We start from the raw sequence: 13,857 nt of genomic DNA, 5'->3' as shown, positions 1-13,857 counted from the left end.
GTGGGACTATGATTACTGGGAACTTGGCGAAGACAACTTCAAAAAATACTATGACGCTTGTGTTGAAGGACTTGCCGCAGCGGATTCTCATCTTGTTTTCGGTGGATTCGCCGGCATTGGAGCAGTACCGGCCGCCATATTCAATCATATCGATTCGCTGCTTGAGCCTGATAAAAAATATAAATATATTGATTTTGTATCTTTTTCACTTTATGGAGATGCTCGATTTGCTATTCAAACCGAACAGGACTATGCTCGAAGCTTATGGAATGCTCATGATCTCTATCAACAGCCGGTAATGAATACCGCTTACAGCCCTACACTGAGCCAGGGAAAACACTCCGCATTCCTCTATGCATCTTCCCACGTCGCTGCAACGCTGTGCAATTGCATTTATCAGCGGCTTCTCGGCTTTGACGAGTACGGAAGACCCGGACAATATTCCGGGCCTGATCGGTCACTTTTCATATCCGATAATGCTTATATGTATGAAAATGTCTGGGGCTATAACTCTCAATTAATTTGACCGGTAACCTTATGAAAATCTAAATTTATCTGAGTAGAAAATCTACCAGGTGAAAATATCGGTCAAATAACGTGAGACGAACCGGTCAAATTACTGAGATCGACCAATCTTATCGAATCGCGCTCTGAAATTGAAATTCTACCTATAGCTTTTTATATTTCGGAATCCAACAGCCTTTTCATCAATTCAGCATTCTTATACTGCCCTTCATCATCGGTAATTTGGCCCTCGACAGCAGCTATGGTTTTATCAACGGCAAGTTCCTTCACATTTTCACAAACAAGCTGATTGGTGTCCTGCGACAATTGCACGCGGCAGTTCCTGAACCAAACCGATTCGGCGTTTTTGCAGAGGATGCTTTTTTCCGCCTTGATTATCACATTGTTAAACGTCACATCGGCAACCGGCATCTCCGGCAATCCCCACAGATGCACCGGCTTGTATGCTTTGTCTATTATACAGTCGTGAACCATTATATTTTTAAAACAGGGTGTCGAATCTGAAACCGGCACACGCTTCTCTTTTTCAAAATCATAGTAAAACATATCGATAAAGAAGGGAAACAGGACGGTATTCATGACACAGTTACTCACTGTAATATTCTCGACACATCCGCCTCTCCCCCGCCGTGTCTTGAGCCTTATTCCCCGATAGGTGGCGTCAAATATGCAATTGGAGATCGTCACATTTCGCACTCCCCCGCTCATCTCACTCCCGATTCCCACGCCGCAATGGCCGTGACCGGTTATGCAGTTACTGATGACAATATTTTCGCAGGGACCGTAATCGCTGTCTTCGTATCCGGCTTTCAGGGTAATACAGTCATCACCGGTGGCAATAAAACAGTTGTTTATCCGCACATTCCTGCACGATTCGGGATTGATGCCGTCGGTGTTGATACTGTCGGGGGGATTGAAAACCGAAATGCTGTCGACTACCACATTCTCACAGCAGAGGAAATGGGTGGTCCACATGGCGGAATTCGTTATCCTGATCCCCTGCACCGTCACATTGTTACACCGACTGAACATCAACGCCCTTGGCCGCAGTGGCTGAATAGTGCCTTCACGGGCAGGGTCGCCGTGTTTAGTTTGCTCCTCTTTCCATTGCTTATGTGCTTCCCAGAATACTTTGCCCCGACCATCGATAGTACCCAAACCGGTAATCGCACAATTTTCGCACTTTTCAGCGCCGATCAAAGCGACAATGCCGGCATTTCCTTCGCTGTAATCGTCCCGACCGGCGCTCCCCTGGATAACTGCGCCGGCTTCAAGGTGAAGCGTAATATTTGAGCGCAGAGAGAGAGAACCGGTTGTATAGATTCCCGAGGGGACAATAACCCTTCCCCCTCCTTTTTGCGCGCAGGAATCGATTGCATTTTGGATTGCACTTGTATTTAAATATTCGGGATTCGATTGCGCGCCAAAATCAAGAATTGTAGTCATAATACTTTATCTGTTTACCGTTCGAATTCAATTCCCACCAGCGCTTCAACCATACCAAAAGGAATAACACCTTTTTCCGCCTTGCTCTCTTCAACACGCACAGGATCCACATATTGCCATTCATCAAAATTTTCAACCGACACGCTAATTCGGCCACCTTTACAATCAGTAGCTTTAGTGCACTGGGCATACCGGAGATGTGCGGCACAGATGATTGCCGCAAGGAAAAATGTACCGCATATATTCGCCATCCTTTTTCAGTTGGGAAGCGATGGAATCAAAATAGGTTTTCAGCCGATTCAAAACAAGATCAAGATACCGGTATATGAAAAATGTTACAGGCAGCCGATTATTCTGAGATGGAGATGATGGCCGGCTGCGGTACAAAAAGCAGTGTATATCGGAATCGAGCGCAGAGCCAATAAAATGGTCTCCTTCCGATCCGAACGGTGAAACTACCGGTGAAGCTAAATTTATGACATTTTTTATATGCAGTTCATTCTTCATATATATTAATATTACGATAAGAGATACTTTCGACCTTTTACAAGTAAAAGATTTATGAAAAACAAAAACTGTTTCCTGCACATTCTGATATTTTGCACGCTCCTTTCGGCAACAGAAAGCGATACCGCCAGTGATTTCGAGCCGGAATATATTACGGCCGACAGCCTTTTTGCCTTAACGAAGAACGATACCGAATTTGTGCTCATTGATGCCCGTTCGGCAAAGGAATATGAAAAAACGCATATTAAAGGAGCTCTCAACATTCCCCATACAGAGGTTAACTCATCAAAAAGAATGCCGCCTGATAAAGACACGCTTATCGTATTCTATTGCAATGGTCCCGGCTGAGGGAAAAGCACTCGTGCCGCAGTTGCGGCGCATGCGATCGGTTATACCAATATCCTTGTATGTAGAGAAGGTGTCTGGAAATGGGAAGAAAAAGGATTTCCTGTTGTGAAAAGCTGGCAGCTGAGTGAGGACGAAAGAGAGGCCCAATGAACTGTTTTCGCTGACGATATGCCGCTTCAGGTCGAACCGAGCGATTACTTCGGCAAGCTGCTTTTCAGGATCCAATGACCTGATGCAATAGCCGTGAGCAACGAACTTTACATGGAGTAACCGCCGGTCACGGGTCAGCACCACCCGTCGCTCTGCAACACTCAATTCTACGATCTCACGGTCGGTGTAGTCGCTCCGGTAGAGCGTATCGAATCCCAGAAGTCGCATAACTCGCGCCAGTTTCCCCAAGTGGACATCGGCGATAAACTTGGGGTTGCGGAGCGGCTTTTCCCGGTGCTTTACCAGGGGCTGATATCGACTCCCTCGAACATTGGTTAGACCGCCACCCGGCCCCTATCCCTGAGATGATACCCGAATCCCACCGACTCGCCGTCTACCACGATCAGGTCGACTTCGGTATGAGGTACCCCCTTGCTTCGATTGCATCTTTCACCGACGGCTTCCCCTTAAAGGCATAGGAAACGGTCCGCTTCCGTTTCTCTTCAGGAAGAAAATCATTCAGCTCTTCGTAGAATCTGAAAGATGCGGTAAATTGATGATCATTTTCGTTGCTCATATATATTTTGCCTGAAATAGCACCATCTTCTGTTTAAAAGAAAATATTTTATTTCTCAGTCCTTTTTAAGAAGGAATATTTATGGGAAAAGTCACTGCTGTCCAAATTAATTATTATTCTGTATAGAAATCCTCATTTTTTTTAAATTTTAGCCATTTTTTTCCTCACGTAGCAGAACGGAGTAACAACCACGAGCTGTACGATTTTCTTGATTTCCTCGCTGAGGTTACGCAATCAAGGATGCGAGCTGCTTGAAGTATGTTATCATGAAAAAAGGAAATCGCTATCACTGCATATTTTTGTGTGACTATCTCGTGATAATATAGTATCTTACAAATGGTAAGGGCTGCAATATCCCGGAAAGGAACATGTTGATATGCGGTATATAGGATCATTTCAAAATGGATATACAATCCAATCCTGGAGGCGAGTATGTTTTCTCAAAGAAAACTTCTGTTTATTTTTTTTCACCTATTCAGTAATCGCCCAATCGACAAATGTCATTTCAATCACCGGTCTACGAACTGGATAACCTCGGCGTAAGTGTCAAATGCTGCTCCACCTGCACAAAACGCGATACCCTTCTTTGCAACATATTTATTGAAAGCGACAGCACAGATGGCCTCTACGCTTCAGCTCATTCGGGCGACACCTCATGGTTCACTGTACCACCATGGTACGGCTATTCTGTTTATATTGAAACGTATGGAAACTCCGGTGATTCGATATCTTCAGAAACATTGTGGGTCGATTTTCCGGAGAGCGGGAAAACTGTCCTCGATGTTGTAGTGCCGATTATGTCAGATACACTCGAAATATCCTACACTACAAATCTGGAAGCTCACAGTAAAACAGTAGCTGTCTGGCTCGAAGACTTAGACAGCAATTATATAAAGACACTGTTTGTCGGTCAGTGGCTGACCAGTGGAGGTGCACTTAATTATTTCCGGATAAACGAACGCTGGCAAGACAAATACAATGATGATGCCGATGCAGTGGCGGGTGCAACACCTTGTGGGGTATAGCAATTCGCTGGGAATTAACTTTTTATCATGCGGTGACATAACTATCGGAAGCGGTCCTGATGAAGATTCGGCGGTGGTACTGATCGATCATCCCGGTCTTGAAGGCTCGCTTACCGATGTCAGGGCCTGGGTAAAATAATCAATATCTGAAAGGGCCGGATAAAACCGGAGATTTCAGTAGCCCTTCTTTTGGGGAGATAATTCAGAGGAAACAAGTGATTAAATTTCTGTTCGTCGACAAAACATAACGGTCGGCGGGACGACACGAAGACGCGACGATGCGACGATTTGAAGAATGAACAGGAATCCATCTCTGTTATCCAAGCTCTCTCTAATTGGTATTACCGGACCAGCGGTCATTTTAAGATCTCTTGCAGGTATCTGGAGAGTTCCAACGAAATGGTGCGTGAGTGAAGTGAGAAAGTATGTCATGCCTGATGTTAACATGTTCATTATAGGCGGTGGCCAATGTGGAAGGAGCTTTCAAATATTTTCATACATTCGCATCCCGCAGCAATCAGCTCCAACGGGCCGTCCTCATCAAGATCCGGGTCAATCACAATATTGTACATATTTGAAAATATATGCTCGGTCATAAAGAAAAGAAAGAATGCATATTCCTCTGAAGAGCATTACACAAATACAAATAACTTGCTGTCAATGTTACCGGTGAATATTTCAGTTTTGCCGTCGCGATCAAGATCTGCACAGGCAAACTTACCGAAATTATTGTTTTCGCTCGATATACCGTATTCCATGAAACGACAGCGGCACATAAAAACGGGATTGTAAAGAGACAGGGACATCACCCGGCGTTTCTCAGTCGTTGTTTACAGATAAAGTCCTTCAGACATAAACTGCTTTCTATGCCGGTTTACGGCATAGAAAGCAGTTATACCGCACCCTTTTGCCTGTAAACAACCGCTGTAGCCAAACCGGGCTTCAGGTTGACGTATTTCGTTCCATCTCCGTTTTTTTCAGACAAAGAGACGGTCGTGTCAGGTTCACTACCCATCCTGCAGGAGCATGTACAAACTACGCCGACGTTTTTTGCCGAAGATATGTTAAGCCGGCAAAGCGCAAATCGAACATGCGAGCCGGCGCAACACATGCAGGAAGCGCAAGTAACCGTCTCCATCCTCACGGTACCTCATAAGGATATCGCATTACATAAAGCGCCCGTACAACTCACTTCGATAACCCTGCAGTCCGCAGTACTCCTCTGCTGTATAGCAGCCGAAAACACCGAAATTCATCGAGCGGTGAAATGCGACCGAGCTGCTGTTTTGAACCGGAGCCTGCGTAATGAAAGCGTAAAAAAGCTCGGTGGGAAACATATTCAATAGGGAAACATACAAAAAGTGCGCGCGACCGCTTCGCTGTGCCGAGGGGTGAACGGCAACTTTGCTGATATATAGCCGGGAACAGGCAAAAAAACGGCTGCGGATATCAGAGCTGTACCAGTGCACCTTGTCCAGAACGCCCCTGTCTTCATCGGATGCAGTAATAACGAATGCTTCGATTCGGCCCGCGGTGCCGCAAACATACACGGCTTTATCGGGCTGACCTGTTAGTGCGGCGATTTGCTGCTCATCTACTGCATTGAGAACAAACCCGTTTTGCTTCCACGGAAGCGCGCAGGAGTTGTTGATAGAAACGATCGCTGTGATATCGGATTGGTTGGCTTTTCTGAAAAAATTGACATCAAAATAATGCGTATTCCGGCTAATCATGTTTGACCTGGCGATGAAATGAAATCTTTCCCAGAGGGATCTTGTCGTCTTCGTTGACATTGGTAGTCATCCATAAACCGTAAATATCGCCGTGGGATGGGATGCGAAGAAGCATGATGCCGGCCCAGCGAGCTTCGTTGGCGGGAGAACAGAATGTGTAGGTAATATATCCATCCGCGTTATGCATCGGCCCAGAGCCCTGGCAGCGGTATTGTTCCTTTTCTTGTGTTGAAGGGTTGACGACTTCGACATCAAATGAGATATCCAATTGTTTTTGATAGAACCTGATCCTGGCGTTCGTTACCGAATACCGCCAGCGACGCTGATCCGGCATGGGAGCGATAGTGCTGTCCGAATAGAGAAAATCATCGGACATTTCCACCAAACATGCGACCTCGTGGAACATGTTCCCGGAAATATCTCCGCCTACATTTTCCGCTTCTTTTCCAGCCTCTTCCCACAGATCCAGCGGTATCGGAGGAGCGCTCTCCATGATATCGGCATACCATGAAGATTTGTCGGAAATAAACTGCATGCATTGCCGCGGTGAACATCCAGCCATCACCGATTGAAATTCCGAGGTTATTTTACCGTATTTTCTTCTCGCCGATGCATGCGACTCGGCAAGTGGCAGATAATTCAGAAATCTTGTAATTGCCGGAAGTGCAATTGCCAGCAACGAAAATCCCAATGGGATATAGATGAGCCACTGATGAGTGAATTTACTCATGATCGCTCCGAAAGCGCTCGTGCCGACAACGACAGTCAATATCTGGTTACTGCCTCCCAAAATACGGTGGCGTTGCATGAACCGCAGCTCCGCTGCCCGGTGGCCGAACTGGCGGTGAAGCGCTCCTATGTACCATTCGCGAACATTTTTGTAATCCACAGGCTAAATCGCTCCCGGTTATGTATATAACAGTCTCTGCCGTTTCATTTACCCTCTAAGAGTCTCTTTCAAAATGAGATCGCGCGCTGCGGCCGGCTACAAACCTAAGCAGCTTGTGTTTGGCACCTGTCAATTTGCCGGCGTCGCGTATTTTGGCAGAAAAATTATGCAATTGGTTCCTCCGAGCACATGAATCGTAAGGCCGCTTTAATATAAATAGTTATAAGGATTCATTCCAAATCCACGGAATGTTTGCGTCGGCGATAAAAAAGCAAGCATCAGAGCTATGCCTTGACAGATTTTTATTCCGCGAAAGGTGAAGTGGACGGCAACATTGAACAGACACTCCTGCTTCCCGATACCGCCCCTTTGAAGTCGAGTGAGGCGTGCGGTTATTCTCTTCCCATGCGACGGAGCAACCGATAGTGCGAAACGATGCCGGAGGAGTATGAGCGGTGCACGGTGTGCGGGATACCATATTGCTCACAGACCGCGTCTATTATTGGTGCCAGGGCAGGGGTATGTAAGTGGCAGATTGAGGGAAAGAGGTGGTGTTCGCGATGAAAATTGAGTGCGCCGACAAGCCAGGTGAAAAGTCGGCTCGAACGGGCAAAGTCGGCGGTTACCCGTGCCTGGTGTTCGGTTCGAGAGGTGTCGATTCGCCCTTTCCCTTCTGCGGGAACGGGAAAGATCGAATCCTCCACCGTATGGGGCAGGATGAAAATCAAACTCAGGTAGATACCGGCGACCAGGGACGCGCTGAGATAGAAGAGCAGGACCTGCGGCCATGGGCGCATCAGGAGGGGTACAAAGAAAGCCAGTGTGAAAAACACCGCCTTGCCGCTGACAAACAGGAGAAGAGCCCACCCTTTGGGGCGGGGCACTTCATGAACACCGAGGCGGCCTTGTGCAATCACAAGAAAGTCATCGATAAATTGCCACTTGATCGCCAGCAGACTGTAGAGCGGCCAGAGGTAGAATTGCTGCCAGCGGTGAAACCACCGTTTTTTCTGATAGGGGGTAACCCTTCCCATGCCCCCGAAATCCAGATCGGAATCGTAATCGGTGATATTAACAAAGGTGTGATGAAAACGAGTGTGTTTCCATTTCCACACGTAAGAGTTGCCACCTATAAGGTTCAGTGACATCGCAGCAAGCCTGTTTGCCCAGCCGCGACGGGAATATGCCCCGTGACCGGCATCATGCTGAATGTTCATCCCGATTCCCGCAGCCGACAGACCGAGCAGCACCGCCAGTCCCAGGGCTGCGACAACATTTTCCGCCCAGAAAACCAGCAGACCATAAGAGAGCACAAAAGAACTCAAAATGATCGCCGTCTTGGCATGGAGGGCGCCGGTTCCCGTGCGGGACCGTCCCATTTTTGCAAAATAGGCGTCAACCTGCCTTCGCACTTCCACATCGAATTCGCCACCTTTTTCGAACTGCAGAAGCATCCACCATTTTCGAGTACTCGAATTCAATGTCGCCTTCGATTCTTCCGTCATATGGCCTCCTCCTTCCGTATTAAAGCAGACGCCGGCCATATTTGGATGTCACGCTTCTGCAAACAGTGTTTCCCGAATTGCGACCACCGGGCTATCACACCCTTCGGGCACACGGATGTAAAGCTACGTTGTTCATTCAAAACACAGTAAATGGCATGCCAATGAGAGCGGCAATGTTCTCGCTGCCGCTCGATTCGTTGCCTGTGCCGGCCCATTCTTTTTTTCCTGCGGAAATAAAACCCAAATGAAAAACCAGATAAAAATCCGCTTCCATGGTCAACGTTAAAGCCAACGCGGGATTATACAAATTCTCATATGTACATCTGGTACGTTGTCGGGGATGTGCAAAACGATGTATGTCACCAATCTCACTCACAAGACTCATGGAGCCCAGTGTGTCAATCCAGCGGAACGTGCATAATGCACCATTAACCTTTTTTAATGTTCGCCCTCACTTATGCTCAGTATGCCGCGTTAAGCTCTTCAATGCTTTCACACAGGCAGGTATATTGCGTCAGTAGCATTTCGATGTCGACTTGACATTAAACGACCCAGTGATTTTATTCTCTTCTTAAGCCAGGCAATATGCACATCTGTCCAATGTGTCTTGCGGCCCGTGTCTTCCGGAAATCTGATATCGTAGCGTTTACATGCCGACACAAAATATTTTCTTCGGTGGCATAGGATAACGCCCTCATGTTAAGCTAATTGTTCATAATAAACATAACGTATCCGGGTAACCAGCCCCAGAAACGGGAGGGTTGTCATTCATAGGATTTATCAGTCGTTATTGCAATATAACTTTCTGTTTCCATAATGAAATACCGTCATCGACCGCAAGAACATAGGAACCCGGAGAAACGGCATTTGCCGGAATGGTTATTACTGAGTTTTGCGTCGAGTGTATTGACAATACTTTGGAGCCATGCATAGTAGACATTGATAGGGTTATTTTTGGCCGGAATAATTGTCAAAATCAAGCTTAAGTGTACCATCGCCCATCGTCAGCACGGTGGTTTTTGTTATGACGCCACGTAGAGCGGGTATATCGACTTTTGGGCGTGCTTGCCTGAGGGATTGTCTCGATAGCGCTTTCGAGCGCCTTACGGGCTTTATCGTACTGCTCATCATTTAATCTGTTTTGTAAATCCGGCACCAGTGGTTGGCAACGATAGCCGAGCAATTCAATAACGTTAAGTGCATGAAGGCGGACTTCTTTTCTCTGATGCTGGATCAATGCTCTGAATGCATCGAGCGCTTGAGGCGGTTTATCCATGAGCGTAAGCGCACGCGCCGCCGCCACCCGAACATCACCGGAAGGATCATCGAGCAATACAAGAAGTTTCTGCTCCGCAGATTGCGCTACGGTTCCCTGGTGTCCAAGTCCCATGGTCGCCCAGTACCTGACAACAGGATCGCTGTCATCGAGGTTAGTTACCATTGCCGGTATGCTGTCTGGGCCCTGCTCTGATAACTGAACTGCCGCTATCCATCGGTCCATTGCATTATTCCCGCCACCATCGACAACCGAATATTCATTGCCATACTGCGTAGCCCATTTCCGAAGCTGTCCTTCAGGAATAAATGCGGTATCTTTTGTTTCTTTCATCCAATCGAGATGCGCCTGCCGCAGGTCCTGAAGAACCAGCTGATATTCCGGCAATTCCGCCAGGTTGTTGAGGATCGGCCCGACAGTCATAAAGCTCCTCACGGGGGCGCATCCGTGCCATAGAGGTAGCGGCAGCACCTGTCAACGCTCCTTCACAGGCAAGCCTGCGAAGCTCCTGCATTATCATGCCGTTCTTGGATTCATCGGCAAACGAGTTGTATACGCTTCAGTGCGAAAGCACCATAGCGCCCGAAACAAGATGGGATAAATTTTCATGGTCAAACCATAACGATTATCTCTGCGTGCAGGGGGACGACGGGCTCAATTATGTTTACATACTCAAACTCGACCGCGACACGATTATGTCGTAAACGAATAGAACCGTTCGGCTTAATATCGGAACGCCGCAGGGGCCAATGAGTACGGCAGCGTTTTTTTTCTGCCCTGATTACAAAGTTTTCCCTCCTGCTCAACTTGAAATGGACAGGTGAATGACGAATGAGCCGGGAGGATAAGCTTAACCACTCACATAGATAACCTCTTTGTCGTCCTGAAAAAAAGTATCGGTAGTTTAATATTCTGATAATAATATATAGAATGTGTGCGTGTTTTACCGCTCGTATCTCGCTATATTTGCGACTATACGACACCGGTATGATAGCCGGTTATGTACCATTACTATATATATCTGAAAGGACGTATTATGCACAAGGGTTGCATTGCTCGGACAGCACTCACCATTGCGACTGTGGTGTGTATGTTTTCGCTGACGACTATCGCGCAGGAATACATGGCCCATACCGGCCGCACCCATGCGATTGTTAACGAGTATCCGGTACCGCCGGCAACATTCGATTATCAACATGAAGGCAGTATGGTTGAAACGAAAAACGGCGACATTCTCAATGTCTGGCAGGCGTCGTTTAAAGAAGGCAACAATTATAGCTTTGCCATGGCGAGCCGGTTTGACGGCACGAAGTGGAGCGAGTATCCCTTTGTGCTCGATGACGGCGCCAATAATTACATGCCGAATTTCTTTCAATCGCAGCATACCGATAATCCCCTGATGGTGTTTCTGCACCTCAACGGCAACTGGCGGGATACCGAGACCTATATTCGAACATCAACCGACAACGGGCACACCTGGTCCGACCGGGTCCTGTGTCCGTCATCGGATGACCCGCTGTTTGCCAAACGCAACGGCATTCCCGGTGCTGCAATTCAAACCACGCCGTTTGAACTTCCCGACGGCACATTATGGACCTGTAACAGCGTGGAGATTCCCAACTCCAATCCCGTGCGATACAAACCATATTTTGTCAAAATACCACCCGATAATTACCTTGGCAATGTACCGGGAGCAGACCCCTGGAGCTATGTAACCGATTTTCCTGTCTGGGCCTGGCGCGGCACCGCGCCAACCGCGATCCTTCCGCTTTCGGATGATTATGAAGAACTGGCATTATATGCCGGTTTCGGGTCCAGGGAAGGCGATGTGGTCTACTCCGGCAACGGCGGTGCAACATGGAGTGATTCTTGGCAAAATGCCGGCTCATCCGGTGATGCGCACACGCACGCTCTGCCGCTTGATTGGTACAATTCCGGACCGTTGCGGGGCTGGTATGTGATGGTACGCTCAAATTCATATACCCAGAGACGGGCTGTCAATGTCAATGTTACACAAAACCCGAAAAACGGCTGGACAACCGTTTTGCAGGTTGGTATGAAGGCGCAGGTGCATGAGTCGTACACAGAGATTGCTCCGCAATCTCTGATGCAGGCTTCCGACCGCAAATTGCACCTGGGGATCAGCGGCCGCGGCGGTAAAGGCATCTGGCATGTGATGATCGACCCCGATCATCTGATCAATAACACCGCGCCGTCCGGACCCGGTGTGCTGAATATCTGCGGCAATTATCGCATTGTCGACGAGGGCGCCGATGTAACGGTCACGGTTGTACGGACCGGCGGAAAACAGGGGGCAGCGTCTGTTTCATATACAACCCGTGACGGCGCGGCAAAAGCCGGTTCCGACTATACCGCGAAGTCAGGCACTTTGAGCTGGGACGATGGGGACGATTCACCAAAAACAGTGGTTATTCCCACAATCAACGACAGCGATCCCGAAGGGCGAGAAAATTTTCATTTTTCGATCAGCAATGCACAGGGCGCTCAATTGGGCGGCATGAATGACATTTTTATCCGGATCGAGGATCCCAGCGGTATCCGCCAGCCCGAGAATTCCGACGGACCAAACGGCGGGCAGGTCTATTTGACCCATCAGGAATATTTCGCCTATGAAAATGCTATCGACGCCGCCATATGGCCGGCAATCGTTCGATTTTCAAATGAATTCCCTCCTCCCGATGTGACGATCAACTATCACACCGAAGACGGCACGGCCAAAGCGGGTGTCGACTATGAGGCGGTGTCGGGCACGAGCTCCTGGAATAACCAGGGCAACCGTCAGCTAAAAGTACCAATTATTGACAATGGGGCAGCCGACGGTAACCGGATGTTCAAGGTTATTATCGACGGCTTGACCGGTCCGGGAGCAACCGGCACCTATACCGAGGCTGTCTGCACGATTATCGATGATGAGAGCGGCGGGGAAGCGACGGTCTTGGGCGGTACAATGATGTCGCGACATCAGGCGAGGTAAAAGTTCCTCGAGGGAGAATTATTCATCATTCACGAATCACATATGCCCCTGGACAAATGCGCACACGATATTTTTCCATTCCTGTTGCCGGACATTCTCCTCTGGCATAATCCTTGCGGGCTAAACTTGGGTAATGTCGGTCTATTCGTGGTTTTCGAAGAATGTACAATGGAAAGGAGTATTCCAATTCCCGCAAGTGGGAAATATCTGTTGTCGCTTCTGCGAATATCCGTGCTCACTATAGGCCGATACCAAACTAACTGCTCAATTTTAGCACCAGAGGAGGCGCCATGCTTAAAATAGCTGCCCGATACGGATCAATCGCGCTTATGTTGTTAATCCATTCCGGTTCGGCATATGCCGAAGATTGTATTGGATTTGATCCCGGGAATATTGAGGTAACGCAAAACAACGGGCGATGGAAGATTGCCGAAGGTGCAACTTTATTGCTGGATTTCGATACCAATGAAGCGGAAGCGCAAAAAGCGTATGTGATTATCCAGGAATATGGATTTGACCAAATATGCTATGTCGGCCGTCCTGATGCATCGATGGTGTATTTCCGAAAAGATGCAGGCACACCGGTTCTCCGGACAAATCATCAGTCGGCACCAGGCTTCACGCTGATCACGAACAGAGTGGGACTGATCGTGAATTTACCTGAACCATCAGCGGCAACCTTGACTGTTACCAATCTTCGTGGAGAAAGAATTACGCGAATCGATGGAAATTTTGCGGGCCGGGTAACGATTCCCTCAGACAATTTCCATTCGGCTGGATTGTATGTGATAACAGTCGAAATCGGCGCTAAAACCTTCGTGAGAAAGACGGCATTGCCGTTCTGAGAATAGGATATCTATTTGCCGGGAAAACGGTCCGCT

At 48.0% G+C, this 13,857-nt stretch carries 13 protein-coding genes and 1 pseudogene; 7 read left to right on the top strand and 7 right to left on the bottom strand.

From position 1 onward, the window contains the following. A partial coding sequence (locus GF401_05080; GenBank protein MBD3344419.1) for a hypothetical protein occupies positions 1–526 on the top strand: 526 nt, incomplete at its 5' end. Between the two features lie 152 nt (positions 527–678). Here the strand turns inward: GF401_05080 and GF401_05075 are convergent. After that, positions 679–1,971 carry a glycoside hydrolase family 28 protein gene (locus GF401_05075; GenBank protein MBD3344418.1) on the bottom strand — a complete coding sequence of 431 codons (1,293 nt, stop codon included), beginning with the start codon at positions 1,969–1,971 and terminating at the stop codon, positions 679–681. Positions 1,972–2,532: 561 nt separating this feature from the next. Between GF401_05075 and GF401_05070 the strand changes: the two genes are divergently transcribed. Continuing rightward, positions 2,533–2,826, top strand: a complete 294-nt coding sequence (locus GF401_05070; protein ID MBD3344417.1) for a hypothetical protein — start codon at positions 2,533–2,535, stop codon at positions 2,824–2,826. Here the strand turns inward: GF401_05070 and GF401_05065 are convergent. Then, a pseudogene (locus GF401_05065) lies at positions 2,764–3,553 on the bottom strand (twitching motility protein PilT). The gene GF401_05070 and the pseudogene GF401_05065 overlap by 63 nt on opposite strands. Positions 3,554–4,050: 497 nt before the next feature. Between GF401_05065 and GF401_05060 the strand changes: the two are divergent. Continuing rightward, positions 4,051–4,578: a DUF2271 domain-containing protein gene (locus tag GF401_05060; GenBank protein MBD3344416.1), complete on the top strand. Its 528-nt coding sequence runs from the start codon at positions 4,051–4,053 to the stop codon at positions 4,576–4,578. Then, a complete protein-coding gene (locus tag GF401_05055; GenBank protein ID MBD3344415.1) occupies positions 4,544–4,717 on the top strand; it encodes a hypothetical protein in 174 nt (57 codons plus the stop codon). Before GF401_05060 ends, GF401_05055 begins: the two co-directional genes overlap by 35 nt. A gap of 1,027 nt (positions 4,718–5,744) precedes the next feature. Here GF401_05055 and GF401_05050 read toward each other — a convergent pair. The 5 genes from GF401_05050 to GF401_05030 form a co-directional block, all read right to left on the bottom strand. Continuing rightward, positions 5,745–6,311 carry a hypothetical protein gene (locus GF401_05050; GenBank protein ID MBD3344414.1) on the bottom strand — a complete coding sequence of 189 codons (567 nt, stop codon included), beginning with the start codon at positions 6,309–6,311 and terminating at the stop codon, positions 5,745–5,747. After that, complete coding sequence (locus tag GF401_05045) at positions 6,304–7,200, bottom strand: SLATT domain-containing protein (GenBank protein ID MBD3344413.1); 897 nt, start codon at positions 7,198–7,200, stop codon at positions 6,304–6,306. The genes GF401_05050 and GF401_05045 overlap by 8 nt, the downstream gene beginning before the upstream one ends. Before the next feature lie 392 nt (positions 7,201–7,592). Then, positions 7,593–8,579 (bottom strand): acyl-CoA desaturase, encoded by a 987-nt coding sequence (locus tag GF401_05040; protein MBD3344412.1) that lies wholly within the window; start codon positions 8,577–8,579, stop codon positions 7,593–7,595. A gap of 262 nt (positions 8,580–8,841) precedes the next feature. Beyond that, positions 8,842–9,081, bottom strand: a complete 240-nt coding sequence (locus tag GF401_05035) for a hypothetical protein (protein ID MBD3344411.1) — start codon at positions 9,079–9,081, stop codon at positions 8,842–8,844. Positions 9,082–9,687: 606 nt separating this feature from the next. Next, complete coding sequence (locus GF401_05030) at positions 9,688–10,404, bottom strand: hypothetical protein (protein ID MBD3344410.1); 717 nt, start codon at positions 10,402–10,404, stop codon at positions 9,688–9,690. Positions 10,405–10,499: 95 nt separating this feature from the next. Between GF401_05030 and GF401_05025 the strand changes: the two genes are divergently transcribed. The 3 genes from GF401_05025 (at position 10,500) to GF401_05015 (ending at position 13,821) form a co-directional block, all read left to right on the top strand. Further along, on the top strand, positions 10,500–10,685 hold the full coding sequence (locus GF401_05025; GenBank protein ID MBD3344409.1) for a hypothetical protein: 186 nt from the start codon (positions 10,500–10,502) through the stop codon (positions 10,683–10,685). A 296-nt stretch (positions 10,686–10,981) separates the two neighbouring features. After that, positions 10,982–12,976, top strand: coding sequence for a hypothetical protein (locus GF401_05020; GenBank protein ID MBD3344408.1), 1,995 nt, complete (start codon positions 10,982–10,984; stop codon positions 12,974–12,976). A gap of 290 nt (positions 12,977–13,266) precedes the next feature. After that, the gene (locus tag GF401_05015) at positions 13,267–13,821 is read left to right on the top strand and encodes a hypothetical protein (protein MBD3344407.1); all 555 of its coding nucleotides are present in this window, start codon (positions 13,267–13,269) and stop codon (positions 13,819–13,821) included. The last annotated feature ends 36 nt before the right edge of the window (positions 13,822–13,857 follow it).

The sequence above is a fragment of the Chitinivibrionales bacterium genome, from assembly GCA_014728215.1.
Lineage (GTDB): Bacteria > Fibrobacterota > Chitinivibrionia > Chitinivibrionales > WJKA01 > WJKA01.
Note: the sequence above shows the minus strand (reverse complement) of the source record. Positions and strands in the feature narration are given on the sequence as shown.